This window comes from Massilia sp. CCM 8734, from assembly GCF_011682155.1.
In the GTDB taxonomy this organism is placed as follows: domain Bacteria; phylum Pseudomonadota; class Gammaproteobacteria; order Burkholderiales; family Burkholderiaceae_D; genus Telluria_A; species Telluria_A rubra.
In genome coordinates this window covers 1-26266 of record NZ_WHJI01000026.1, presented here as the reverse complement: position 1 = coordinate 26266, position 26266 = coordinate 1, and the positions used below count along the sequence as shown (strand labels likewise).

The 26266-nt window shown below is 64.4% G+C and carries 17 protein-coding genes and 1 other RNA gene; 2 read left to right on the top strand and 16 right to left on the bottom strand.

What is annotated here, in order from left to right:
* Nucleotides 1-2: 2 nt before the first annotated feature.
* The 15 genes from murC to rnpB all read right to left on the bottom strand — a co-directional run bounded on the left by murC (nt 3) and on the right by rnpB (nt 21242).
* Nucleotides 3-1394 carry a UDP-N-acetylmuramate--L-alanine ligase gene (gene murC, locus F2P46_RS22065; protein WP_166894172.1) on the bottom strand — a complete coding sequence of 464 codons (1392 nt, stop codon included), beginning with the start codon at nt 1392-1394 and terminating at the stop codon, nt 3-5.
* On the bottom strand, nt 1391-2476 hold the full coding sequence (murG, locus tag F2P46_RS22060; RefSeq protein WP_166894170.1) for an undecaprenyldiphospho-muramoylpentapeptide beta-N-acetylglucosaminyltransferase: 1086 nt from the start codon (nt 2474-2476) through the stop codon (nt 1391-1393). The genes murC and murG overlap by 4 nt, the downstream gene beginning before the upstream one ends.
* A complete protein-coding gene (gene ftsW, locus F2P46_RS22055; protein ID WP_166894168.1) occupies nt 2473-3684 on the bottom strand; it encodes a putative lipid II flippase FtsW in 1212 nt (403 codons plus the stop codon). The genes murG and ftsW overlap by 4 nt, the downstream gene beginning before the upstream one ends.
* Nucleotides 3684-5192 carry a UDP-N-acetylmuramoyl-L-alanine--D-glutamate ligase gene (gene murD / locus F2P46_RS22050; RefSeq protein WP_166894166.1) on the bottom strand — a complete coding sequence of 503 codons (1509 nt, stop codon included), beginning with the start codon at nt 5190-5192 and terminating at the stop codon, nt 3684-3686. Before murD ends, ftsW begins: the two co-directional genes overlap by 1 nt.
* Entirely contained in the window at nt 5192-6361 is a 1170-nt protein-coding gene (gene mraY / locus F2P46_RS22045; protein WP_166894164.1) for a phospho-N-acetylmuramoyl-pentapeptide-transferase, read from the bottom strand. Before mraY ends, murD begins: the two co-directional genes overlap by 1 nt.
* A 1-nt stretch (nt 6362) precedes the next feature.
* Entirely contained in the window at nt 6363-7748 is a 1386-nt protein-coding gene (gene murF, locus F2P46_RS22040; protein ID WP_166894162.1) for a UDP-N-acetylmuramoyl-tripeptide--D-alanyl-D-alanine ligase, read from the bottom strand.
* Nucleotides 7748-9298, bottom strand: coding sequence for a UDP-N-acetylmuramoyl-L-alanyl-D-glutamate--2,6-diaminopimelate ligase (locus tag F2P46_RS22035; RefSeq protein WP_166894160.1), 1551 nt, complete (start codon nt 9296-9298; stop codon nt 7748-7750). The genes murF and F2P46_RS22035 overlap by 1 nt, the downstream gene beginning before the upstream one ends.
* Nucleotides 9298-11082 carry a penicillin-binding protein 2 gene (locus F2P46_RS22030; RefSeq protein WP_166894158.1) on the bottom strand — a complete coding sequence of 595 codons (1785 nt, stop codon included), beginning with the start codon at nt 11080-11082 and terminating at the stop codon, nt 9298-9300. The genes F2P46_RS22035 and F2P46_RS22030 overlap by 1 nt, the downstream gene beginning before the upstream one ends.
* Nucleotides 11079-11351, bottom strand: coding sequence for a cell division protein FtsL (gene ftsL, locus F2P46_RS22025; protein ID WP_166894156.1), 273 nt, complete (start codon nt 11349-11351; stop codon nt 11079-11081). The genes F2P46_RS22030 and ftsL overlap by 4 nt, the downstream gene beginning before the upstream one ends.
* Complete coding sequence (gene rsmH, locus F2P46_RS22020; RefSeq protein ID WP_166894306.1) at nt 11348-12322, bottom strand: 16S rRNA (cytosine(1402)-N(4))-methyltransferase RsmH; 975 nt, start codon at nt 12320-12322, stop codon at nt 11348-11350. The genes ftsL and rsmH overlap by 4 nt, the downstream gene beginning before the upstream one ends.
* Nucleotides 12323-12334: 12 nt before the next feature.
* Entirely contained in the window at nt 12335-12763 is a 429-nt protein-coding gene (gene mraZ / locus F2P46_RS22015; protein WP_166894154.1) for a division/cell wall cluster transcriptional repressor MraZ, read from the bottom strand.
* Nucleotides 12764-13169: 406 nt separating this feature from the next.
* The gene (locus F2P46_RS22010; RefSeq protein ID WP_368737941.1) at nt 13170-14066 is read right to left on the bottom strand and encodes a calcium-binding protein; all 897 of its coding nucleotides are present in this window, start codon (nt 14064-14066) and stop codon (nt 13170-13172) included.
* A gap of 193 nt (nt 14067-14259) precedes the next feature.
* Nucleotides 14260-16527 carry a putative Ig domain-containing protein gene (locus F2P46_RS38290; protein WP_208296727.1) on the bottom strand — a complete coding sequence of 756 codons (2268 nt, stop codon included), beginning with the start codon at nt 16525-16527 and terminating at the stop codon, nt 14260-14262.
* A 252-nt stretch (nt 16528-16779) separates the two neighbouring features.
* Complete coding sequence (locus F2P46_RS22000; RefSeq protein WP_166894148.1) at nt 16780-20676, bottom strand: calcium-binding protein; 3897 nt, start codon at nt 20674-20676, stop codon at nt 16780-16782.
* Between the two features lie 213 nt (nt 20677-20889).
* Nucleotides 20890-21242: RNase P RNA component class A (gene rnpB / locus F2P46_RS21995), an RNA gene on the bottom strand.
* A gap of 168 nt (nt 21243-21410) precedes the next feature.
* On the opposite strand from rnpB, the gene F2P46_RS21985 reads away from it, so the two are divergent.
* Nucleotides 21411-22871, top strand: a complete 1461-nt coding sequence (locus F2P46_RS21985) for a hypothetical protein (protein WP_208296726.1) — start codon at nt 21411-21413, stop codon at nt 22869-22871.
* A gap of 61 nt (nt 22872-22932) precedes the next feature.
* On the opposite strand, the gene F2P46_RS21980 is transcribed toward F2P46_RS21985, so the two are convergent.
* Entirely contained in the window at nt 22933-24258 is a 1326-nt protein-coding gene (locus tag F2P46_RS21980) for a hemolysin family protein (protein WP_166894144.1), read from the bottom strand.
* A gap of 189 nt (nt 24259-24447) precedes the next feature.
* Between F2P46_RS21980 and F2P46_RS21975 the strand changes: the two genes are divergently transcribed.
* Nucleotides 24448-26160 (top strand): thiamine pyrophosphate-binding protein, encoded by a 1713-nt coding sequence (locus tag F2P46_RS21975; RefSeq protein ID WP_166894142.1) that lies wholly within the window; start codon nt 24448-24450, stop codon nt 26158-26160.
* Nucleotides 26161-26266 lie beyond the last annotated feature (106 nt).

Genomic DNA, 26266 nt, shown 5'->3' with positions numbered 1-26266 from the left:
GCTCAAGCCTCCACGGAATTAACCAGTTTATTCGGAATGCCGCTGATCGAGCCGGCGCCCATGGTAATCACAACGTCACCGTCGCGCACCACATTCATGATTGCAGCCGGCATGTCGGCAATCGCCTCGACAAAAATCGGCTCGATTTTCCCGCCCACGCGCAGCGCGTGCGCCAGCGCGCGGCCGTCGGCGGCCACCACATGCGCCTCGCCGGCGGCGTAGACTTCGGACAGCAGCAGCACGTCGGGCGTGGCCAGCACCTTCACAAAATCTTCGAACAGGTCGCGCGTGCGCGAATAGCGGTGCGGCTGGAAGGCCAGCACCAGGCGCCGGCCCGGGTATGCCCCGCGCGCCGCTGCCAGGGTCACTTCCGTCTCGACCGGGTGGTGGCCGAAGTCGTCCACCAGCGCAAAGCTGCCGCCGCCCGGAATGGCAATGTCGCCGTAACGCGTGAAGCGCCGGCCCACGCCGTGGAACTCGGCCAGGCCCTGCTGGGTCGCGCTGTCGTCGATCCCGATTTCGCGCGCGATCGCAATGGCCGAACAGGCATTCTGCACATTGTGCATGCCGGGCTGGTTGAGGATGAACTGTGTATCCGGATAGCCTTCCTGGACCACCGTGAAATGCATCTGCAGGCCGATGGCGCTGGCATTGATGGCGCGCACCTGGGCCGCTTCGGAAAAGCCATAGGTGGTGATCGGCTTGGTCACGAACGGGATGATGTCGCGCACGTGCTGGTCGTCGATGCACAGCATCACGCGCCCGTAGAACGGCAGGCGGTGGGTGAAGTGCACGAAGGCCTGCTTGAGCTTTTCGAAATCGTGCTCGTAGGTTTCCATGTGATCGGCGTCGATGTTGGTGATCACTTCGATCATCGGCGTCAGGTTCAGGAACGAGGCGTCCGATTCGTCGGCTTCGGCCACGATGTATTCGCCGGTGCCCAGCTTGGCGTTGGCGCCGGCGCTGTTCAAGCGGCCACCGATCACAAAGGTCGGATCGAGCCCGCCCTGGGCCAATACGGAGGCCACCAGGCTGGTGGTGGTGGTCTTGCCGTGGGTGCCGGCAATGGCGATGCCGCGCTTTAAGCGCATCAATTCACCGAGCATAATCGCGCGCGGCACAATGGGAATCTGCGCTGCGCGCGCCGCCACCACCTCCGGATTGTCGTCCTTGACGGCGGTCGAGGTCACGACCACGTCGGCGCCGAGGATATTATCGGCCGCGTGGCCGAGCATCACCTGCGCGCCCAGGCTGGCCAAACGCTGGCTGGCCACGTTGGTGCCCAGGTCCGAACCGGAGACGCTGTAGCCGAGATTGAGCAGCACTTCTGCAATGCCGCTCATGCCGCTGCCGCCGATGCCGACGAAGTGAATGTTCTTGATTTTATGTTTCATGTTCTGTTTGCTGTTCCTGCCAGTTGTTCGAGTACATCCGCGATTGCTTCATTGGCGTTGCGCTTGCCAACCGCCAGTGCGGCGACCGCCATGGCGCGGCAAGCCTCGCGGCTAAGGCCTTGCAGCAGCTGCACCACGCGCTGCGCGCTCAATTCTGTTTGCGGCAAATGAATTGCCGCCTTTTGCTTGTCCATCCACTGCGCGTTGTCGCGCTGGTGGCTGGTAGTGCTGGCCACGAACGGCACCAGCACGCTGGCCACGCCCGCCGCCGTCAGTTCCGACACCGTGATCGCGCCGGCGCGGCAGATCACCACGTCGGCCGTTGCATAAGCGCCGGCCATGTCGTCGATGAAGTCGACCACGTCGGCCGTCACGCCGGCTTTGGCATAGGCCTCGCGCAGCGCATCGATATTCTTCTTGCCCGACTGGTGCGTCACGTGCGGACGCTGGCCTTCCGGCAGCAGCGCCAGTGCGGCCGGTACGCTGTCGTTCAATACTTTCGCTCCCAGGCTGCCGCCGACGACCAGCACGCGCAAAGGCCCGCTGCGGCCGTCGAAGCGCTGCAGCGGCGCCGTCATGGCCAGGATTTCCTTGCGCACCGGGTTGCCGGTGACGATGGCCTTGGCGGCGGCGCTGCCGAAATCGGCGGGAAAGCCGAACATCACTTTTTTCGCCAGGGGCGCGAGCGTCTTGTTCGACAACAGCAGCGCGGCGTCGGCATTGACCAGCGCCAGCGGCACGCCGGCGGCGCGCGCCATCATGCCGCCGGGGACGCACACGTAGCCGCCCATGCCAAGCACCACGTCCGGCTTGCGCTGCCTGATGAAGCGGCGGCAGGCCACGAAACTGGCGGCCATCTTGAAGGCCCCGGTCACGCTGTGTTTCAGCCCCTTGCCGCGCATGCCCGAAAAATCGATGCTGTCGATGGCGATGCCGTTTTTGGGCACGAGCTCCTGTTCCATGCCGTGCGAAGTTCCCAGCCAGCTCACTTCCCAGCCGCGCTGGCGCATGGTCTGCGCGATCGCGATCCCCGGGAAGATATGCCCGCCGGTGCCGGCCGCCATGATCATCAAACGCTTCATGGCCGTCCACCCCTCATCAACACACGGTTCTCATAATCGATACGCAGCAAAATCGCCAATCCCACACAGTTGATCAATACGCCCGAGCCGCCGTAACTCATCAGCGGCAGGGTCAGTCCCTTGGTCGGCAGCAGGCCCAGGTTTACACCCATGTTGATAAAGGTCTGCACGCCGATCCAGATGCCGATGCCCTTGGCCGCAAGGCCGGCGAAGGTCTGGTCGATGGCGATGGCCTGGCGCCCGATATCGAAGGCGCGCTTGACCAGCCAGTAGAACATGGCGATGACGACCACCACGCCGGCCAGGCCCAGTTCTTCGCCGATGACCGCCATCAGGAAGTCGGTGTGCGCTTCGGGCAGGTAGTGCAGTTTTTCGACGCTGGCGCCCAGGCCCACCCCGAACCATTCGCCGCGCCCGAAGGCGATCAGCGAATGGGTCAGCTGATAGGCTTTGTCGAGCGAATTGCCCTCTTCCCAGGGGTTCAGGTAAGCGAACATGCGCGCGCGCCGGAACGGCGAAAAGAAGATGATGGCGCCGAAAATGGTCACCAGCAGCGCGCCGATGCCGCCGAACCAGACCGCGTTGATCCCGCCCAGGAACAAGATGCCCATGGCGATGCAGACGATCACGCCGAACGCGCCCAGATCGGGTTCGAGCAGCAGCAGCAGGCCAACCAGGCCGATGGCACCGGCCATCGGCAGGAAGCCCTTGGTCAGCTTGTGCATGTATTCCTGCTTGCGCACCGTGTAGTCGGCGGCGTACAGCACGGCCGCGATCTTCATCACTTCGGACGGCTGCAGCTTGAAGAATTTGAGGTCCAGCCAGCGCTGCGCGCCGTTGACCGAAAAGCCCACGTGCGGCACCAGCACCAATGCCAGCAGCGCCAGGCTGCCGACGAACATGACCGAGGCGTAGCGCTGCCAGATCGCCACCGGCACGCGGAACACAAAGAAGCCGAACAGCATCGAGACCATGATGAAGATGGCCTGGCGCTGAACGAAATAGGTGGTCTTGTAGTTGGCGTATTTGGGCGAATCGGGCAACGCGATCGAAGCCGAGTACACCATCACCATCCCGAACAGCATCAGCAGCACGGTGACCCAGACCAGCAACTGGTCGTATTCCATCATTTTCGACGGGCGTGTGCGGTCCCCGGACAATGCGTCCGAAGCCGGGCCGGCGAATTTGAATGGAAACTGGAAGGCCATCAGAGATCCTGTCCTTTATCGAGCGCCAGTTCGCGCACCGCGTCGACGAACACCTGGGCCCGATGGCCGTAACCGGTGAACATGTCGAAGCTGGCACAGGCCGGCGAGAGCAGCACCGCGTCGCCAAGCTGCGCCAGTGCGGACGCGCGCCGCACCGCTTCCGGCAGGGTTTCGCAGTCGATCACATCGACGCCGGACGGCTCGATGGCCGCGCGCAGCAGCGGCGCGTCGCGCCCGATCAGCAGCACCACGCGCACGTAGCGCGAGCACGGTTCGGCCAGCGGCTCGAACTGCTGGCCCTTGCCGTCGCCGCCGGCGATCAGCACGATCTTTTGCGCTTCGCCGCCGAAGGCCTTGCCCAAACCAGTCAGGGCGGCCACCGTGGCGCCGACGTTGGTGCCTTTGCTGTCGTCGTAGTAGTCGACGGCGTCGATGGCGGCCACCAGTTCGACCCGGTGCGGTTCGCCCTGGTAGTCGCGCAGGCCGTGCAGCAACGGCGCGAATGGCAGGCCGATGGCGCGGCACAGGGCCAGCGCGGCCAGCGCGTTGGCGGCGTTGTGCAGGCCGCGGATGCGCAGGGCGTCGGCCGGCATCAGGCGGCTGATCGTGCACGGCACCACTTCGACCGGATCGTTTTTCTTGCGCTTTTTCTCGCTCTCTTCGCCGGCCACCGCCACGGTCAGCCACAGCACGCCGCGTTCGTTGTGCAGGCCGAAGCTGTCGGCTTCCTGCGGCTCGCCCGTGCCGAAGGTGCGCACCACGCTGCCTTGTGCACCCATGCGCGCGACCAGCGGGTCGTCGCGATTGAGCACGCGCACCGTCGACGGGCCGAAGATGCGCGCCTTATCAACGCCGTAGGCGTCCATGTTACCGTGCCAGTCGAGGTGGTCCTGGGTGAGGTTCAGCACCGTGGCGGCATCGGCGTTCAGGCTGAAGGTCGAATGCAACTGGAAGCTCGACAACTCGAGAATCCACGCTTGCGGCAAACAGTCCTGGTCCAGCACTTCGCGCAGCACGTCGAGCGCCGCCGGGCTGATATTGCCGGCCACGCGGGTCGACAGGCCGGCGCGCTGGCACAGCAAACCGGTCAGGCTGGTGACGGTGGTCTTGCCGTTGGTGCCGGTAATGGCGATGACTTTCGGCACATACGCGCGTTCATCTTTCAACGCGGCCAGGGCCTGGGCGAACAGTTCGATCTCGCCCCAGACCGGAATGGCGCGCGCGGCGGCCGCCGGCATGATGGCAGCCAGTTCGCGTTCGGGCGCGAGACCCGGGCTGACGGCCACGAAATCGATCGTGTCGAGCAGCGCTTCGAGCAGCTCACCGCCGATGAATTCGGCCGCCGGAACCGCGTCTTTGAGCGCTTGCAGGCGTTGCGGCGCTTCGCGCGTGTCGGCCACGCGCACGCGCGCACCGCAGCGCGCCAGCCACTGCGCCATGGCGAGACCCGACTCGCCCAGTCCGAGGACCAGGGCGTGTTTGCCGGCGTAGAGTTCGAGGTGGTTCATCAGCGCAGCTTCAGGGTGGACAGGCCGACCAGCACCAGCATCATCGTGATGATCCAGAAACGCACGACGACCTGGGTCTCTTTCCAGCCTTTTTGTTCGAAGTGATGGTGCAAAGGCGCCATCAGGAACACGCGGCGCCCGGTGCCGTAACGCTTCTTGGTGTACTTGAACCAGCTGACCTGGATGATCACCGAGACCGTTTCGGCCACGAACACGCCGCCCATGATGAACAGGACGATTTCCTGGCGCACGATGACGGCAATAGTGCCGAGCGCGCCGCCGAGCGCCAGCGCGCCGACGTCGCCCATGAACATCTGGGCCGGATGCGCGTTATACCAAAGGAAGGCCAGGCCCGCGCCGGCCATCGCGCCGCAGAAAATCAACAGTTCGCCCGCGCCGGGAATGTGCGGGATGAACAGGTATTTGGAGTACGTGGCGCTGCCGGTCAGGTAGGCGAACAGGCCCAGGGCCGAGCCGACCATCACGGTCGGCATGATCGCCAGGCCATCGAGGCCGTCGGTGAAGTTGACCGCGTTGCTGGTGCCGACGATGACGCAGTAGGTCAGCGCGATGAAGCCCCACACGCCGAGCGGATAGCTGACGGTTTTCACGAACGGCACGATCAAGTCGGCCTTGGGCGGCAGGTCGAGCGAAAAGCCAGACTGCACCCAGGCGTAGAACAGGTCCCACACTTTGCCGGGGGTCGGCGCCGACACCGAGAACGCCAGGTACAGCGAGGCGGCGATGCCGATCAGCGACATCCAGAAGTATTTTTCGCCCGAGCGCATGCCTTCCGGGTCCTGGTAGACCACCTTGCGGTAGTCGTCGGCCCAGCCGATGGCGCCAAAACCGAGGGTCACCACCAGCACCGGCCACACCAGGCGGTTCGACAGGTCGCACCACAGCAGGGTCGAGACGCCGATGGCGATCAGGATCAGCACACCGCCCATGGTTGGCGTGCCGTGTTTTTTGAGGTGCGTCTGCGGACCGTCCGGGCGCACTGCCTGGCCGACTTTGAGCGACGTCAGTTTGCGGATCACGGCCGGACCGGCGACCAGGCCGATCAGCACCGCCGTGATGGTGGCGAACACCGCGCGGAAGGTGATGAAGTTGAAGATTCGCAGAGGACCGAGTTCGTCCTGGAACATTTGTGCGAGCCAGAGCAGCATGTTAGTGGGCTTCCTTACTTGTGTTATGTGATCCGGCCAGGTGAGCGACGACGCGTTCCATTTTCATGAAACGCGAACCCTTCACCAGTACAGTCGCGTCAGAGGTGCTGCCCAATTGTGTATCGAGTGCTGCCAATAATTCGTCGAACTGCGTGTAATGCTGTGCGCCCGAGGCGGCCATGTGGCGCGTCAGGTCGCCGGTGACAAGCACCGAATCAATACCGCGCGCGGCCGCGTAGGCGCCGATTTCTTCGTGAAATTCCCGCCCTTGCGTGCCGACTTCGCCCATGTCGCCCAGTACCAGGATGCGCGGCGCGTGCGCCTGCGCCAGCACGTCGATGGCGGCGCGCACCGAATCCGGATTGGCGTTGTAGCTGTCGTCGATGACGGTGGCCCCGCAGGTGGCGTGCTTGCGCTGCAGGCGGCCGCTGACCGGCTCGAACGCGGCCAGCCCGCGCGCCACGGCTTCCGGCGCAATGCCGGCGGCGATGGTGCAGGCGATCGCCGCGAGCGCGTTACGCACATTGTGCAAACCGGCCGCGGCCAGCTTGACGTTGAAGCTGTGCGTCGGCGCGCCGTCGATCCGCACCGTTACATCGAGTTCGCTGCCGAAATCGGTGGCGCGGTGCCCGCAGCTGACGTTGCAGGCGGCGTCGAAGCCGAAAGTGATGCAGGTACGGGCGGCGGCCATGCCCTGCCACAGCGCGGTGTATTCGTCGTCGCCTGGGAACACGGCCACGCCGTCAAGCGGCAGACCGGCCAGCACGGCGCCGTTTTCGCGCGCCACCGCTTCGACCGTGTGCATGAATTCCTGGTGCTCACGCTGGGCGTTGTTGACCAGCGCGATGGTGGGCGCGGCAATCGCCGTCAGGCGCGCGATCTCACCCGGATGGTTCATGCCCAGTTCGATCACGGCCGCCTTGTGCGCGCTGCTCACACGCATCAAGGTGAGCGGCACGCCGATTTCGTTATTCAGGTTGCCGCGCGTGGCCAGGCGTGCGTCGTCCGACAGGCCGGCCGCCAGGATCGCGGCGATCATTTCCTTGACCGTGGTCTTGCCATTGCTGCCGGTGACGCCGATCACGGGAATCGCATACTGCGCGCGCCAGTGGTTGGCGATGCGGCCCAGGGCGACGAGGGTATCCGGCACCACGATGGCGGGCAGGGTCCAGCCGTCGGGCAGGCGCTCCGCCACCACGCACGCGGCGCCGCCGCCGGCCACCTGGGCCAGGAAGTCGTGGGCGTCGAAGGTCTCGCCGCGCAAGGCGACGAACAGCGCGCCGGCGCCGGCGCTGCGGCTGTCGGTCGAGACGCTGTTGAAGGTGGCCTCGGCCGTCATGCGCGCGCCGGGAATGGCCGCGACCAGTTGTGCGAGCGAGCCGTGCATCAGTTAGTCCTCATCATGGTCACGCGCGCGGCCAGCGCCAGGGCAGCGTGGTCGGCGTCCGAAAACGGCATCTTGCGGCCCTTGATTTCCTGATACGGCTCATGGCCTTTACCGGCCAGCAGGATCACGTCCGGCTTGGCCGCGTGCTTGACGGCCGACAGGATCGCGGCGGCGCGGTCTTCGATCGCCTGCAAGCGCGAGGCAGGATGGGCCGCATCCATGCCAGCCACGATCTGGCTGATGATGGCTGCCGGATCTTCGCTGCGCGGATTGTCGCTGGTGACCAGCACATGTTCGGCGATCTGCGCAATCGCCCCCATTTGCGGGCGCTTGCCCGGATCGCGGTCGCCGCCGCAGCCGAACACGCACCACAACTGGCCGCCGCGTTCGTGCGCCACCTGGCGCAGCGCGCCCAGGGTCTGCTCCAGCGCGTCCGGGGTGTGGGCGTAGTCGATGACCACCATCGGCGCATCCTGGCCGCCGATCTGCTGCATGCGGCCGGGCGCCGGCGTAAGCGCTTCGATGGCGTCGAGCGCGGCGCGCAGGGCCACGCCCTTGGCCAGCAGCGCGCCGAGCACGGCCAGCGCATTGCTGATGTTGAAGTGGCCCACCAGGCGCGTCTTGACCTGGGCGCCGCCGAGCGGCGAATCGAGATGGAATTCGGTGCCCGCGTGGCGACTGCGGAACTGCGAGGCACGCAGCATGGTCACACCGGCGATGTCGGGCTGGGTGGCCGCGTCGCGCAGGGTGTAGCCGGTCACGCAAGGGCCGCCGGGCTGGGATACGAGTTGCTTGACCAGGCGTTGTCCTGCCGGGTCGTCGAGGTTAAGCACTGCTGTTTTCAATCCTGGCCACGCGAACAGCTTGGCCTTCGCCGCTTCGTAGCATTCCATGGTGCCGTGATAGTCGAGGTGGTCGCGCGTCAGGTTGGTGAACAGCGCAACGTCAAAATGCATGCCCAGGGTACGGCCTTGCCCGAGACCGATGGAGCTTACCTCAATCGCCAGCGCGGTGGCGCCCGCATCGCGCACGCCGGCCAGTTTTTCGGCCAGCAGCACCGCGTCGGGTGTCGTGTAGCCGGTGACGTCGTACTCGACTTCGCCGCGCCCGCTGAACAATCCCACGCCGAGCGTGCCGATGACGGCCGCCGTCTCGCCCAGGCGCGCAAAGGCCTGGCCGAGCCAGACCGCGCACGAGGTCTTGCCGTTGGTGCCGGTCACGCCGACGGTGAACATGGCGGCATCGGGGAGCCGATAGCAGGCGTGCGCGATCGGACCGGCGTGCGCTTTCAGGTCGCTCACGGCCAGGTGCGGCACGCCCGAGGCGTCAGTCCAGGCGAAATCGCGGTCGTCGTAGACGATGGCGGCGGCGCCCTGCTCAATCGCCCTGGCGATGTAGGCGCGGCCGTCGGCGGCGTCGCCCGGGTAGGCGAAGAAAACGTCGCCCGGCTTGACGCGGCGCGAGTCGGACACCACCCTGGCGCCGGGAGCGGCCTGGGCGATCCAGGTGCAGACCTGCTGCGGATTCAAGGACGGCACTATTTGTGTCATTACATCACCTCCCCGGAGCCATCGTTCGGCGCGACGATTTCGGTCACGTCCGAATCGGGCGGAATATTGAGCGCGCGCAGCGAGTTGGCGGCCAGCGCGGCAAAGGTCGGCGCCGCCACGATGCCACCGAAGTGGCCGATCGCGGTCGGTTCGTCGATCATGACGGCGATGATGAAGCGCGGGTTCGACATCGGCACCATGCCGACAAAACTGCCGATGTACTTGCGCGGCATGGCGTACTTGCCGTTTTCGACCTTGTAGGCGGTGCCGGTCTTGCCGCCCACGCGGTAGCCGGCAACCTGCGCCTGCTTGGCGGTGCCGTGCGCGCCCGACACCACCAGCTCGAGCATCTCGCGCATCTGGCGCGCGGTTTTCGGCTTGATGATCTGGCGTCCGACTGGCAGCTCGGTGACCTTCTGGAACGACAGCGGAATGGTGTCGCCGTCGCGCGCGAACATCATGTAGCCGCGCGCCAGTTGCAGCAGCGAGACCGAAATGCCGTTCCCGTAGCTCATGGTGGCCTGTTCGACCGGACGCCACGATTTATACGGACGCACGCGCCCCGCCACCGCGCCGGGAAAGCCGAACTTGGGCTGCTGGCCGAAACCGACTTCGGTAAACATCTCCCACATTTCGCGCGGCGGCATCGACAGCGCCAGCTTGGAGGTGCCGATGTTGGACGACATTTCGACGATCTCGGAGACCGTGATCACACCGTGAGCCTTGGTGTCGGAAATCGGCGCGCCGTTGATCACGAAGCGCCCGGCCCCGGTATCGATGCGGGTGGTGGGCGTGACGCGCCCGCTGTCGAGCGCCAGCGCCACGGTGAACGGTTTGAGGGTCGAACCCGGCTCGAAAGTATCGGTGATGACGCGGTTGCGCAGCTGCGCCCCGGTCAGGCCCTTGCGGTCGTTCGGATCGTACGTCGGCCAGTTGGCCAGCGCCAGCACTTCGCCGGTTTTCACGTCCAGCACCACGGCGGCGCCGGCCTTGGCCTTGAACTTGGCCACGGCTTCCTTGACCTGGTTGAAGGCGATGTATTGCAGCTTGCTGTCGACCGACAGGGTGAGGTCCTTGCCGTCGTGCGGCTCTTTCGACAGGCCCACGTCTTCGACGATCTGGCCGAGGCGATCCTTGATCACGCGGCGGCTGCCGGTGGTGCCGACCAGGTTTTTTTGCTGGGCCAGTTCCATGCTTTCCTGGCCGGCGTCTTCGACGTTGGTGAACCCGACCAGGTGGGTCGCGATTTCGCCCTGCGGATAGAAGCGTTTGTATTCCTTGCGCGTGTCCAGGCCCTTGATGCCCAGTTTGGCGATCTGCTCGATCACCGGCATCTCGACCTGGCGCTTCAGGTACACGAAGGTGCGGTCCGAATCGAGTTTTTTACGCAGCGCGGCGTCACTCATGGTGAGCAGCGCGGCCAGGGCGCGCAGTTTTTCCGGCGGCGACTCGAGCACGTCTTCGGGAATCGCCCACACCGCCTTGACCGGGACCGAGGAGGCCAGCACCTGGCCGTTGCGGTCGAGGATGCGCCCGCGCGTGGCGGGCAGTTCGATGGTGCGCTCGTAGCGGTTCTTGCCCTGGCTGATCAGGAATTCGTTGGACACGGTTTGCAGCCACACGGCGCGCCCGGCCAGCACCATGAAGGAGGCGAACAGCACAAACAGCACCACGCGCGAACGCCAGGTGGGCAGGCTGACCGCCAGCACCGGGCTTTTCGAGAACGATACGCCTTTCGAGGCCGCTACACGCGCGCCTGCCGCACCATTGTTACCGCGTTTCATTGCGCCCCTTCCGTCAGGTACTGCGTGCGCGCCGGGGTCAGCGGCGTCATGTCGAGCTTGTCGCGCGCGATCTGTTCGATGCGCGCGTTGGTGCCCAGGGTCGACTGGTCGAGCTGCAATTGCGCCCAGTCGATGTCGAGCTGGCGCGCCTGGTGTTCGAGCTTGCCCAGCTCGATGAACAGGTTGCGCGCCTGAAACTGGGCGTTGACCAGCGACAGTGCGCAGCCGACCAGCAGCACGGCGAGCACGGCGTTAATCTTGCTGTTCACGCGGCGCTCCGATTGGGACGAGATTCGGGCAAGCGTTCGGCCACCCGCATCACGGCCGAGCGCGAGCGCGGATTGCCTTCGACTTCAAGCTCGGACGGTTTCATCTTGCTGATCAGCTTCATCAGCGGCTGCGGCAGGTCGACCGCGCGGATCGGCAGGCGGCGGTCGGGCTGTTCGACCTTGACCTTGCTGGCCAGAAACTGCTTGACCATGCGGTCTTCCAGCGAATGGAAGCTGATCACGGCCATGCGCGCGCCGGGCGCGAGCATGGCGTAAGCCGCGCTCAAGCCTGTTTCAAGGTCCTCAAGCTCTTTATTGATGAAAATCCGGATAGCTTGAAAGGTCCGTGTGGCCGGATCCTTGCCCTTCTCGCGGGTTTTAACCGCGTTTGCCACGATGCCGGCAAGCTGTCGTGTGCTTGAAATTGGTTCGACTGCCCGGCGAGCAACAATCGCCTTTGCAATCTGAAAAGCAAACCGTTCTTCCCCATAATTGCGAATGACCCTTTCCAATTGTTGTTCAGTCTCGCTGGCCAGCCACTCGGCGGCGGACACGCCGCGCGTGGTGTCCATGCGCATGTCGAGCGGGCCATCGTTGCGGAAGCTGAAACCGCGCGCGGCATCGTCCACCTGCGGCGAGGAAATGCCCAAATCGAGCAAAATGCCGTCGACCTGGTCCACGCCGCGCGCGGCCAGGGCCTGCTGCATCGTGGCAAAACTGTCGTGCACGATTTCAAAGCGCGCGTCAGTTATCTGGCCGGCCGTGGCGATCGCCTGCAAGTCCTTGTCGAAAGCAAACAGGCGCCCGTTCGGCCCCAGGTGCGACAGGATCAGGCGGCTATGTCCACCGCGACCGAAGGTCCCGTCTATATAAGTGCCATCGGCACGCACGCCCGTCAGGTCGAGTGCGTCAACCGCTTCGTCCAGCAACACCGTCCGGTGCTGAAATTCCGGCACCGCCACCACATTCATCATCGGCGCGCCTTAGAAAGAAAAATTAGATAACACATCGGGCATGCCACCGGCGACGGCGGCTTGCTCGTCTTCGGCCAGTTTGGCGGCATCCCATATTTCGAAATGGCTGCCCATGCCAAGCAGCATGACCTCGCGGGTGAGGCCGACAGCGCTGCGCAACTCGGGCGAGATCAGGATACGCCCGACAGAATCGAGCTCGACATCGCAAGCGTTGCCGAGGAAAATACGCTGCCACGCGCGGGCCGACATCGGCCAGGCGGCGATCTGCTCGCGGTGCGATTCCCACACCGGACGCGGAAAAAACAGCAGGCACCCGTGCGGGTGGCGGGTAAGCGTGAGGCGGCCTTCGCACTGGACTGCGAGTGCGTCGCGATGCTTGGAAGGAATAGACATCCTGCCTTTCGCATCGAGATTGATTGCGGACGCGCCTTGAAACACGAGTTACCTACTTGAAAAAGTTATTATGAAGTCGGTGTTTTGGCGCCAGGAGCATGAATTCTCTCCCACAAAACTACACTTTTCCACACAGTTGCCCACTTTAGATGAAGCCATCTGGACGGTCAAGCGCTTTCAATCGTGCTAAAAGGGAATTTTGTTAATGAAGTCAAGGACTTAGCGCATTACCTTGAAGGATCTTCAAAGGAAAATATGTCGATAAATTAGAGACTTAGACAAGACAGTGAATGTTCAACCTCATCTATACACATGGGTTTGCGAGACACAACAAGACTTAAAATAATTACATCTGCTTACTTTTGCGCAACGGATGAGTGATTTGTCCGGTGTGGACGATGGAGTGTGATAGGAAGCCCGCAGCCGGCCAGCGCCGCGGGTAAGCGGCGGATCAGGACAGCAGCGGGGAGCCGTCGTTCAGGCTGGCAGGGTCGAGAAGCAGTTGCCCGGCAGTGCCGAAATCAGGGCTGCCAACGATGCCGATAGCCGTTATCATTCCGACATTCGACAGCGTGCCGTTGAGCGCGTACTGGTAGGCCAGGTCGCCGCCGATGGCCGCCGTGTCGCTGCCGCCCAGGGAGAATTGCTCCAAGGTGGTCCAGACACTCCATGCGGTCGCGCCGCTTGCGCGGGCTTCATCGAAGCGCGCCACCAACGCCCGGAAATCGAATTGCTCGGCCTTGTTGTCGTTGATCGGGCTCAGCGCTTGCGGCTTGTAATCCCATGATGCCGCAGTTACCACCTGCAAGGTAGCGATGCTGGCATGGCCAGGAGACACGTACCAGCCCTTGAAGGTGATCTGGTCGGCGGCGCCGGACGACAGCACAAGGTCGCTGCCGGACTTGCGCAGCACCAGGTCGGCGTAGGTGATGCCGCCACCGAGCGACAGTGCGTCGCCCTGGAAGGAGTCGGACGTCACCACGGTGTCATGGCCGTCGCCACGGTTGAAGGCTATCACAGCGCCGCCGCCCATGACCATATCGGCGCCGGTGCCGCCGATCGACATCCGGATTTCTTCGCCGCCGAGCAGGCGATCGTCGCCCGACCCGCCATCAAGCAGCAGCCTGCCCCCGCCCGCCGACGACAGGGCATCGTTGCCCGCGCCACCCTGCAAGAGATCGATACCGGAGCCGCCGTCAAGAAGATCGTTACCGTTTCCGCCGCACAGGAAATCATCATGCGCCATGCCGAATAACTGGTCATCACCATCGAGTCCATACAAACGGTCGCTGTTCGAACGTCCGGTTGAATCACATTCATCACGTTTCCATTTCTTTAAGGTAAATATTGGTTTTATAGAAATGTTTCACATGCGTCAATTTATGCCGTCCTGGTAGCGCTATCCGCGCTGTCCGGTAGCGCCATGCGCAACCGCGCGAATGGTGCCCGCACCGGCGCCGGCCATGCAGCTGTCGAAGGCGTAAAAGCCATTCCGAGCGCAGGAACCCAGGGAATGGCTGCAAATGCCCAGTGGACTTGGCTTAGTACAGCAGCGGGGAGCCGTCGTTCAGGCTGGCGCCGGGCAAGAACTCCTGCATTAAGCTGCCGAAACCGCTGCTACCGACAATGGCGATCGCCACCGCCGCACCTACCGTGGCCAGGTTGCCGTTGAGCGCATACTGATAAGCCAGGTTGCCGCCGATGGCCGCCGTGTCGCTGCCGCCGTTGGAGAATTGCTCCAGGCTTGCCCCAAAGCGCCAGGTGCTTCCCAAGGTGCCCCGGTTTTGGTCGAATTGAGCGATCAAGGCCATGAAATCGAAGGTTTCCACCTTGTTATCGTGGATCGGACTGCTTGCGCCGGGGAGGTAGTCCGCCGATGCTGCCGTGACCATCTGCAACACGGCGACGCTGGCATGGTCCGGCCCCGCGTACCAGCTCTTGAAGGTGATCTGGTCGCCGGCGCCGGCCGACAGGATCAGGTCGGCGCCCGACTTGCGCAGCGCCAGGTCGGCATACGCGATGCCGCCGCCAAGCGAGACGATATTGTCCGTGCCCAAGGAGAATCCGACCGTGTCCATGCCGTTGCCGCGGTTGAACACGATCAGGTCGGCGCCCGCCCCGGTGGCGATGTTGTCGGCGCCCTTGCCGCCAAAAAACAGCTCCTTGCCGTCGCCGCCGCTCAGGCGGTCGGCCCCGGAGCCGCCATCGAGCAGGTTGGCATGGCCGGCCGTATCCGTCAGGGTATCGTTGCCCGCCCCACCCTGCAGCAGGTCGACCCCGTCCTGCCCATTCAGCTGGTTGGCGCCGACATTGCCCTTGAGCAGGTTGTCGAGCCCATTGCCACGGCCGTTTACCGCCGCGCTGCCCGTCAAGCTCAGTATCTCGACGTGCGCCGGCAGGGTCAGGCCAGCCGCGCTGCTGATCTGATCCAGTCCCGCATCGGCCTCTTCGGTCACGACATCCTGGGCATCGACAAGGTAGCTGTCGTTGCCGGCGCCGCCGGCCAGCGTGTCCCTGCCGGCGCCGCCGTCGAGCACATCGTTGCCCAGATGGCCGTACAGCTGGTCGTTGCCGCCCAGGCCGGCCAGGTGGTCGTCATTCGACTTGCCATGCAGGATGTCGGCCTGCGCCGTACCGCGCAGGGCGATGCTGCCGGCCGCGGCCACGTTCAGATTGAAGCTGGTGCTGGCGCTGGCGCCGGCGCTGTCGGTCCAGGTAACGTCGATGGCGAGCGGGCCGGCGCCGGGAGTGGCCGGGGTGCCGCTCAGGGTACGGCTGAGAGCATCGAAGGCCAGCCAGGCCGGCAGCGCGCCGACCGTCATGACGCCGGCGCCGTCGTCATCCTCGTCGACGAACATATCCGAAGGCAGGACCAGGCTGAAAGGGCGCTGTTCCTCGACCGTCTGGTCGGCCATGGGCGTGCCGACGACCGGGGCGAGCGGAAGGTCGAACACTTGCAGCGTGAACTTGGCGCTGGCCGACTGGCCCGAGCTGTCGGTCGCGGTGAGGATCAGCCTGAGGTCGCCGGCGTCGCGATACCCCGGACTGAGCAGCATGACGCGGGCGTCGGCATCGAAGCTGAGCCAGGCGGGAAGCGCGCCGCCCTGTTCCGTGCGCAGGTTGTAGCGCAGTACATCGCCTGCATCGACATCCACAAAAGCATCATCGGGGACAGTCAGCGCGATGCTGTCGCCCTCTTGCACCGCAAAGTCGAACATGCCAATGCCCACCTGCGGCGCATGGCGGATGAAATCGGAGAGCGGCCTGACTGTCTGGTCGGCGAACCTGACATTCACAAAATCCGCCTGCCGTGCGTGGTCGGCGAGCACCACCCGATCGATGGCGCCGTTGACGCTGGCATAGGCAAACGCCATCGTCGGCGCGAAATTGACCGGCACGATATCGCTGGCCTGAATGCCAGGGCCGAACTCGATCACGGCGTTCAGTCCCGCATCGACGATCGTGTCGGTGCCATCACCCTGGTTGAACACAAACGTATTGTTGACATCCCAACTCGGCGTATGGCGCAGGACATCGTCGCCGCGCCCGCCATGGAGCACGTTGACGCCGCTGCCGCCATGAAGGTCGTCGCTGCCGTCGCCGCCCATCAGCACATCATTGCCGTCGCCGCCCTTGAGCAGGTCGTCGTCCGCGCCGCCGGTGAGCGTATCGTCGCCGCCGGCGCCGATCAAGGTGTCGTCTCCACCGTTGCCATATATCTGATCGCCATTGCCTAATCCAGTGAGCGTCTCCCCGATATCGCTACCATTGATCAAGAGGGGGAGGTCGTTATTCGTTTGCAGCGCCATGGGCATATCCGTTGTTGAGAAGAAAATTGAAAAGGAACAGGTATTGGACCTGTCCCGATGAAAGAGCGCTTACTTTTATACAACTAATTAACCAAGGTCAATTTTTTGCGGGTGGGTAGAGCATGCCGCGCCGGCGCGTTGCGCCAACAGCTACCGGCGCGTTGCGATGCTGGCCCGGGAGTGAGTGGGAAGGGGCGCCGGGCAAAACACCACACCCCCGCAGAACGCGCGGGTATGGAGGTTCATGCGTGCTTAGTACAGCAGCGGCGAGCCGTCGTTCAGGCTGGACGCGGGCAAGAATTCCTGCGCTGCGCTGCCGAAACCACTGTTGCCGACGATGCCGATCGCGGGCGTTGCACCGACATTGGCCAGGTTGCCGTTGAGCGCGTACTGGTAAGCCAGGTCGCCGCCGATGGCTGCGGTGTCGCTGCCGCCACGATGGAACTGCTCGAGCGTGGTCCACGCGCTCCAGGCCGTCGCGCCGGCGGCACGCGCCTGGTCGAAGCGCGCCACGATGCCGATGAAGTCGAACTGCTCGACCATGTTGTCGTTGATCGGGCTCAGCGCGCCGGGATGATAGTCCGTGGAAGTGGCGGTAACCACCTGCAAGGTGCCGATGCTGGCGTTGCCCGGCGCCGCGTACCAGCTCTTGAAGACGATCCGCTCGGCCACGCCAGTGGTCAGGACCAAGTCGCTGCCGGCCTTGGTCAGCAGCAGGTCGGCATAGCGGATGCCGCCGCCCAGCGACAGGGTATTGTCGGCGCCGGTCGTGCCGAGCACGGTATCGACGCCGTCGCCCCGGTTGAAGACGATCAGGTCGGCGCCCGTGCCGGTGGTGATCGTGTCGGCGCCCTTGCCGCTGATGAACATATCGTTGCCGCTGCCGCCCACCAGGCAGTCAATGCCGGCTCCGCCGTCGAGCAGGCTGGCGCGCCCGAGCGCATCGGTCAAGCCGTCGTTGCCGGCGCCGCCCTGCAACAGATCGATGCCATCGAGGCCGTCCAGCAGGTTGGCGCCGGCGTTGCCCTTGAGCAGGTTGTCGAGCGCGTTACCGATGCCGTCGGCCGGTGCGGCACCGGACAGGGTCAGGATTTCAACATGCCCGGCCAGGGTCAGGCTGGCCGCCGAGGTGACCTGGTCCAGGCCGCCGCCGGCGTCTTCGATGATGACATCGGTGGCGTCGGCGACGTAGCTGTCGTTGCCGCTGCCGCCAGCGAGGGTGTCCTTGCCGGCGCCGCCGTCCAGGGTATCGTTGCCGCCCATACCGTTCAGTTGGTCGTCGCCATCGAAGCCACGCAGGTCGTCGTTATTCGACTTGCCGGTGAGGATATCGGCATCCGCCCCGCCGCTCAGCGTTACGCTGGCCGCCGGCTTGACCGCCAGATCCATGACGACACTGGCATGCAAGCCGCCCTTGTCGGTCCAGGTCACGGTCAACGGCACCGTGCCGGTATCGCTGGACGACGGGATGCCGCTCAGAGTGCGGGTGAACGGGTCGAAGTGCAGCCATGCCGGCAGAGCGCCGACGCTCATGACGCCGCTATCGCCCTGATCCGGGTCGGAGAACATCTCGCGCGGCAGCACCATCTCGAAGCGCTGCGCTTCTTCAGCCGCCGGCGGCGCCGGGACGTAGGTCGCGACCGGTGCGTGGTTGTTGAAGGCCGACAAGGGGATGCGCGCACCACCGGCAAACTCGAGGTAGCTCTGCGCCAGGACCTCGGCCACATTGCTACTGTAGATCCGGCCGATCACCACCGAATCGCTGCCGTAGCTCAGGCGCATGATTGAACCACTGACTGGGGCGGCAACGATATCGGCGGGGCTGATGCCCGCGCCGAAACGGATCACGCTGCCGACGCCCCAGTCCCGGATGACGTCGGCACCGTCGCCGCGGTTCAGCAAATAGGTATTGGCGTCATCACCGCCGCCGTCGAGCATGTCGTCGCCGGTTCCACCCGACAGGGTGTCGTGGCCGCTGTGGCCGTTCAGCGAGTCGGTGCCGCCTTTACCTTCGAGGACATTGGAGAGGAAGTCGCCCTCCAGCATATTATCGCGCTCGTTGCCGATCAGCGAGCAGGCGAAAATGGCGCCCCGATCCCACACCGTGCCGTCGGGAAAGCGAATTTCGTGCACCGACGTCGCGCCGTAGTAATGATAGTCGTAATTCGGGATGGTAATACGGCCCGCCCCCGACTCCAGGGTCAATTGGGTGCCATTGCCCCCACCCGCATTCACCAGGCTGACCCAGACATCCTGGGGCTTGAGGTCGCCCTCGAAGGTGATCACGTTTTTCTGGTTGGCATCGTTTTGCGTAATGTGCAGCACGTCGTTGCCGTCGCCGCGTGCAAACACGAAGGTATTGCTGCCATCCTTTTCCCAGATCTCGTCGTCGCCGGCGCCGCCGCGCACGGTATCGTCGCCGCTATCGCTGAACAGCCTGTCGTTGCCGGCCCCGCCTTGTAGCAGGTCATTGCCCTCGCCACCCAGGAGCACGTCAGGCCCCTCCCCGCCCACCAGGACATCGTATCCGTCGCCGCCGTCCAGGCTGTCGTTGCCGTTGCCGCCATACAAAGTGTCGTCGCCACGGTAGCCATCGAGCGTGTCATTGCCGTCCAGGCCGTACAAAACGTCGAGCCCCTGGCCACTCTTGATGAGATTATCGCCCTCATCGCCCCGGTACACTCGATTCAGGATGTCGTCCTCGCTCCAGATGGTGCCATCGGCAAACTGGAGCTGCACCCGGCCCCGCATGCCAGGTTCGGCGTCGGACGACATGTTGAATGACAGTTGCAGCAACGCGCTGGTGCCGGTAATAGCGATGTTCAGCTGATTGGACCAGTTGGCGGCAAAGCTCACATCGGCGGGGCGTACATCGTCGCCCAGCAGCACGATATGGGTACCGCCGACGGCGGGGTCGACCACATACGTTCCCGCATCGCGGCCGAACTTGTACATATTGATCCCGGAGCCGCCGGTCAACCTGGCGTTCCCGGCCCCCGCGTCGAAGAGGTTGTCGCCAATATTGTCGAACAAAACGTCATTGCCCTCGCCGCCAACGAGGACATCGTTGCCTTCGCCACCCACGAGCGTGTCGCTGCCATTGCCGCCGCTGAGCAAATCGTTATGCGCACCGCCGGTAAGAAAGTCGCCGCCGTCGGTGCCGTTGACTTCGAGACCGTTGGCCTGGATCGCCGTTATGCGCAATTGCTCGGCATTCCAGTTGCTGCCGTCGGCCAGCACGATGCGCAGACGCGTGGCGATCTCGGGCGATTGCGGATCGAAGTAATTGGTCACGGTGATGCTTTGCGTCCCGCCCTTGACCCCGATCAGCAGGTCTTTCCCCCCGCCCGAGCGCGCGAAGGTCAGCGCACCCGCCAGCAGATCGGGCAACGCGATCAGATCCACGTGCATGCCATAGCGGCTCGTCACAATGGTGTCGTGCCCCCAGTCGCCATTGAAACGATAGGTGTTGACGCCCTCGCCGCCCGAGAGCCAGTCGTCGCCGGCGCCGCCGACCAGCAGGTCCTCGCCACCGCTGCCGTCGAGGCTGTCGTTGCCATTGCCGCCGGCAAGCTGGCTGGCCGGGTAGCCGGCCTGCAGTCGGTCGTCGCCGTCGCCGCCGTCCAGGTTGACTCCCCGGAACCAGTCGGCGCCGGCGGACAGGGTTTGAACGGGGTTGAGCAGGCCGAACACGGCCGCGTGGTCCCAGCTGGTGCCGTCGGCGAAGCGGATGTCCGCGACCGGCGCGGGGCGCGCTTCGCCGCTCGACAAGTTCACGCCCGGACCAAAATACCCCTTGACGGTGATGCTGTCGTCGCTATTGCGAATCGACAAGGTCAAGTCCTCGTAGCCGGCCCTGGAAAGGACGATGTCGGCCGGATTGATGCCTTCGGCGAAGCGGATCAGGTTACGTTCCTTTGCGACGCCCCAGTCCGCACTAATCACGTCGCGCCCATGGCCGCGCCCGAAAAAATAGGTATCGTCTCCGGCGCCGCCGTTGAGCATGTCGTTGCCCGTGCCGCCAACGAGGGTATCGTTACCGGCGCCGCCGTCGAGGCGGTCGTCACCACCCATGCCGAACAGATAGTCCTTATCGGCGCTTCCGATCAGGAAACCGGCATTATCATTGCTGCGAAATACGGAGATCATCAAAAAATTCCATTAAGAATGAGGAAACATTTCTTTTATAGAAATAATTAATGAGTGTCAACATGTGAAAATTTGAGGTCGCTCTTCAGCAGGCCGGCATGGCGCCGGGGGCAGGGCCGCAGCGCGGCCGACCCGCATGCGGATCCCTTGGGAATGTCCTCGCCGGGGGCGAGGCAGGATGTTTCAGCGGCGCCTTACGCGCCGGATTATTCAGTGTGAAGCAGGCCGATAGGCCGGATTTTGTTACGGCGACGACCCTTGCGGGCAATCGCTATGACAGCCATTCCTCTAGGCGCAGAATTACTCCTGCGCTCAAGCTCCCTACCCGCACGCTCCGCGAGCCGCCTCAACGCGTGCCTATTTGGGATTGCTCCAGGTGGAGGTTACCGCGTTTCACCGTAACTTAATACGCTCGTCTCTGTGGCCCTATTCCTCGCCTTATACTCCCCGGCTTGCGCCGGTCGGCTTTCAGCGGACGGCCATTAACCGTCACCCTGCTCTATGGAGTCCGGACCTTCCTCCCGCCGACGCATTACGCGCCAGCCAGCGACTGTCTGGCCTGCTTCACTCCTCCATTGTACCGCGCCAGCGCGCACGCCACCAAGTTTCCGCCAACCACCATGCGATCGATATCGATTTCGATATCATTATTGCAAAAAAAGTGATCGCAGTTGCGTTACCCAACGTACATACTCACTATTACAATATAGACAATTTTTAACAAGGAAACTTTAATGAAACTGTTGCCTCTTGCCGCACTGATCAGCACCGCCCTGTTCGCCACCTCCGCCGCCAACGCCGCCGACTGGCCGGAGAGTTTTTCGAAATGCGCCGCCCAGGGCGGCAGCTGCGACGTCGGCGCCGCCAAGCGCCAGGTATCGTTCGGCATCAAGAACAAGTGGGTGGTCAAGTCGCTCAGCGGCAAAGTGGCCTGCACCGCCGCCACCTTCGGCAGCGATCCGTATCCCGGCGTCGACAAAAAATGCGCGGTAGGCCCGCTGGACGGCGGCACCACGCCACCGACCACCCCGCCAACCACGCCACCGACAACCCCACCGACGACGCCGCCGACAACGCCGCCAACCACGCCGCCGGCCGGCACCGATCCGCTCACGCAAGCAGCGCCCGCAACGGGCTGGGCCAGCTACAGCAGCGGCACCCGCGGCGGCGCGGCGGCGACGCAGAAAGATGTCTTCCTGGTCAGCTCGGCTGCACAACTGCAGGGAGTGCTCAAGAACACGGGCGGCAAGCCGACCCAGGTCAAGATCTACGGCACCATCGACATGGCTGCCGACGGCCCGTTCAAGAATGCCACCGACCAGGGCGTGCGCAGCCTGATTTCGCTGCCATCGAACACCACCCTGATCGGCGTCGGCGCCGACGCGGGCATTGTCAACGGCCGCATCATGATCAAGGGCGTCGATAACGTCATCGTACGCAACCTGACCATCGCCAACCCCTGCGATATCGCTCCCGTGTGGGATCCGAAAGACACCAGCACCGGCAACTGGAACTCGCGCTACGACGGCTTGAACGTCGACGGGGCGACCCACGTCTGGATCGACCACAACACCTTCACCGATGCCCCACGCACCGATGACCAGTTCCCGAAAGAAAACGGCAAACTCAAGCAGTGCCACGATGGCTCGCTCGACATCAAGAACGGCGCCGACTACGTCACCGTGTCGAACAATGTGTTCAAGCTGCACGAGAAAAACACCTTGGTCGGCTCGTCCGACAGCACCACGTCCGACGATGGCCACCTGACCGTCACTTTCCACGGCAATCTGTACCACGACATCACCGGCCGCTCGCCGCGCGTGCGTTTCGGCAAGGTTCACGTGTACAACAATTACTACCAGGGCGACCGCGACGCCAAGCTGTATCCGCACAACTACAGCATCGGCGTCGGCTACAAGGCAAAGATCGTCTCGCAGCACAACGCATTCGACATCATCGGCGCCAAGGAATGCGGCGATGTGGTCGAGGCATCGGGCTCGTCCGGCAAAACCGGCGCCATCGTCGACAGCGGTTCCTTGCTCAACGGCGTAGCGCTGGGCCTGGGCGGCGAGAGCTGCAAGTTCAGCACTGCGGTCGGCTGGACCCTGCCGTACACCCCGGTCGTGCTCGATGCGTCCAAAGTGCGCGAGTCGGTACTGCGCAACGCGGGCGCCGGCAAGCTCAGCGTCAGGTAATCCGGGCACGTCCCGCATCGCGCCGCAGCCCGCCCCCGGCTGCGGCGTTGACAGCGGTAAATCAGCCTGAAATGGCCGGCGCGGCGCCGCCGGCCTGTTCCAGCTGCGTCACCAGCACCCGGTCGATCCGGTGCCTGTCCATATCGACCACCTCGAAACGAAAACGCTCCCACACAAAACGGTCGGACGCGGCCGGCACATGCCCGAGTTGCTCCAGCACGAAACCGGCCAGGGTCTGGTAGGCCCCGCTCGCTTCGCCGGGCAGCACATCAGCGATCCCGAGCACCTCGCGCAGGCGTGGCAGGGGCATGGCGCCATCGAGCAGCCAGCTGCCGTCCTCGCGTCGCACCGCGTCCGGCTCGCCCGCCTCGTCGCCGGGCAGCGCGCCGATCAGGGCCGCCATCAGGTCGACCAGGGTCACCATGCCCTTCAGTTCGCCATGCTCGTCGACCACCAGCGCCAGTTCGGCCTGCTGTTGGCGCAACTGTTCCAGCAGGCCGCGCGCGCTGACCGTGTGCGGCACCAGCAGCGCCGCGCGCATGGCCGCGCCGATATCGATGGCGTTCAGCGCGCCATGGGCGATCGCCTGGGCGAACAGTTCGCCCGCGTCGACCACGCCCAGCACCTGCGCGGCGTCGCCGCGCACCACCGGAAAGCGGCTGAACGGACTGGCCGCGATGCGCGCCAGGTTGGCGCCGCGTTCGCCATCGAGGTCGATCAGTTGCAGCGCGGCGCGTGGCGTCATCAGCGCATCGATGCGCTGGTCGTCGAGGCGCAGGGCGCGCGCGGCGATGTCCGATTCGGTCTTGTCGAGCACGCCCGCGTCGGCGCCCTCGCGCAGCATGCCGCTGATCTCGTCGGCGGTGGGGGCGCTGGCGGGCGCGCGCCCCATGCCCAGCACCCGCATGATCAGCTCGCTCAAGGCCGACAACACGCGCACCAACGGCGCCATGGCGCGCGACAGCGCCTGCAGCGGCGGCGCGATGATGGCCGCCACGGCTTCCGGATACTGCATCGCAATGCGCTTGGGCACCAGCTCGCCGAGCAGGATCGACGCCAGCGTAATGCCGGCCACCACCAGCGCCAGCGCCGCCTGGCGCGCATAGGGCGCCAGCACCGGCAGCGTGGCCAGTTGCGGCGCCAGGCGCTCGGTCAGCGACGCTTCGCCGAAGGCGCCGTTGAAGATGGCAATCAGGGTAATGCCGACCTGGATCGTGGAAAGAAAGGCGCCCGGGTCATCGGCCAGCCGCATGGCGGTGCGCGCCCCGCCCCGGCCCCGGGCGGCCATTTTTTCGAGCCGCACCCGCTTGGCCGATACCAGCGCCAGCTCGGACATGGCAAACACGCCGTTGAGCAGGATCAGGACGAGGATGATCAGCAATTCCATGGAAAGCGGCTGGTGGGTTGGTCAAGTCATCCACGTTAGCGCTGCCATATTCGTGGGTTTGAGGCAGCACAATGTCGCACGCGGTCCGGCGGGGATAGAAATTGTGATATTTAATGTCGTAATTTCAAAAGCTTGCCCGAATCGGCTCGCATAGAATGACGCATACTCAACCATCCAGGCAGAGACTCCATGACGCACCCTTCCCGCAGTGGCGGCCAGATTCTGGTCGATGCGCTCAACATTCACGGCGTCGACACCGCCTTCGGGGTTCCCGGCGAAAGCTACCTCGACGTGCTCGACGCCCTGCACGACTCCGATATCCGCTTCATCATCAACCGCCAGGAAGGCGGCGCCGCGTTCATGGCCGAAGCCTATGGCAAGCTGACCGGCAAACCCGGCATCTGCTTCGTCACGCGCGGCCCCGGCGCCACCAATGCCTCGATCGGCGTGCATACCGCCTACCAGGACTCGACCCCGATGATCCTGTTCATCGGCCAGGTCGGCAACGATTTCATCGACCGCGAAGCGTTCCAGGAGATCGACTACCGCCGCATGTACGGCCAGATGGCCAAGTGGGTCACCCAGATCGACCGCGCCGACCGCATTCCCGAATACATCGCGCGCGCCTTCCAGGTCGCCACCAGCGGCCGTCCCGGCCCGGTGGTGCTGGCGCTGCCGGAAGACATGCTGATCGACACCGCCGCCGTGGCCGACACCCGCCGCTACCAGCCGGTGCAGGCGTCGCCATCCGCCGCCCAGATCGCCACCCTGCGCGAGATGCTGGCCGCCGCACAACGTCCGGTGGTGCTGCTTGGCGGCGCCAGCTGGAACGCCCAGGCCTGCGCCGACCTGCAACGGTTTGCCGAAGCCAATGCGCTGCCGGTCGGCTGCACCTTCCGCTTCCAGGACCTGCTTGACAACGCCCATCCTCACTATATAGGTGATGTCGGCATCGGCATCAATCCGAAACTGGCCGCGCGCGTCAAAAACGCCGACCTGGTCATCGCCATCGGCCCGCGCCTGGGCGAAATGACCACCGGCGGCTACACCCTGCTCGCCTCGCCCGTGCCAAGCCAGCGCCTGGTGCATTTTCATGCGGACGCCGAGGAACTGGGCAGTGTGTACCAGGCCGAGCTGATGATCAACAGCGGCGCCGCGCAAGCCTGCACCATGCTGGCCGCGATGGCGCCGGTCGACCCGTCCGCCTGGCGCGGCACGGTCGCCGAGGCGAAGGCCGAGCTGGCCGCCTATCAGGAACAGCCGCCGATTTTCAAGGATGGCACGGCCCCGCTCGACCTGTGGCAAGTGGTGCAGGAACTGATGGCGCAAGTTCCGCGCGATACGATTATCACGAATGGCGCCGGCAATTACGCCTCGTGGGCGCACCGCTTTTATCGTTATGGCGGCATGCGCACCCAACTGGCGCCGACCAATGGCGCGATGGGTTACAGCGTGCCGTCCGGCATCGCGGCCAAGATTGTCGATCCCTCACGCACGGTGGTGACGTTTGCCGGCGATGGCGAATTCATGATGAATGGACAAGAACTGGCGACCGCGGTGCAATACAAGGCCGGCGTGATTATTATTGTTTTCAACAATGGCATGTTCGGCACCATCCGCATGCACCAGGAAAGGGATTATCCGGGCCGCGTATCGGGCACCGGATTGCACAACCCGGACTTTGCGGAACTGGCCAAGGCGTATGGCGCGCATGGCGAGGTGGTCAATGCCACGGCGGAATTCGGCCCGGCCCTGGCGCGCGCGCTGGCGCACACCCGGGACAATGCCTTGCCGGCGGTGATCGAGTTGCGTTACGACGGGAATTTGATTACCCCGAATGCGACCTTGGAGACGATTCGCAAGACGGCGGAAGCGGCAAAGGCGGCGAAAGCGATCAAGTAATCAAGGAAGCGCTACCCGCAAAACCGTCGTTCCCGCAGCGGCGGGAACCCAAGTTTCTTAGCAACTTCTGGAAACTTGGGTTCCCGCCGTCGCGGGAACGACGATG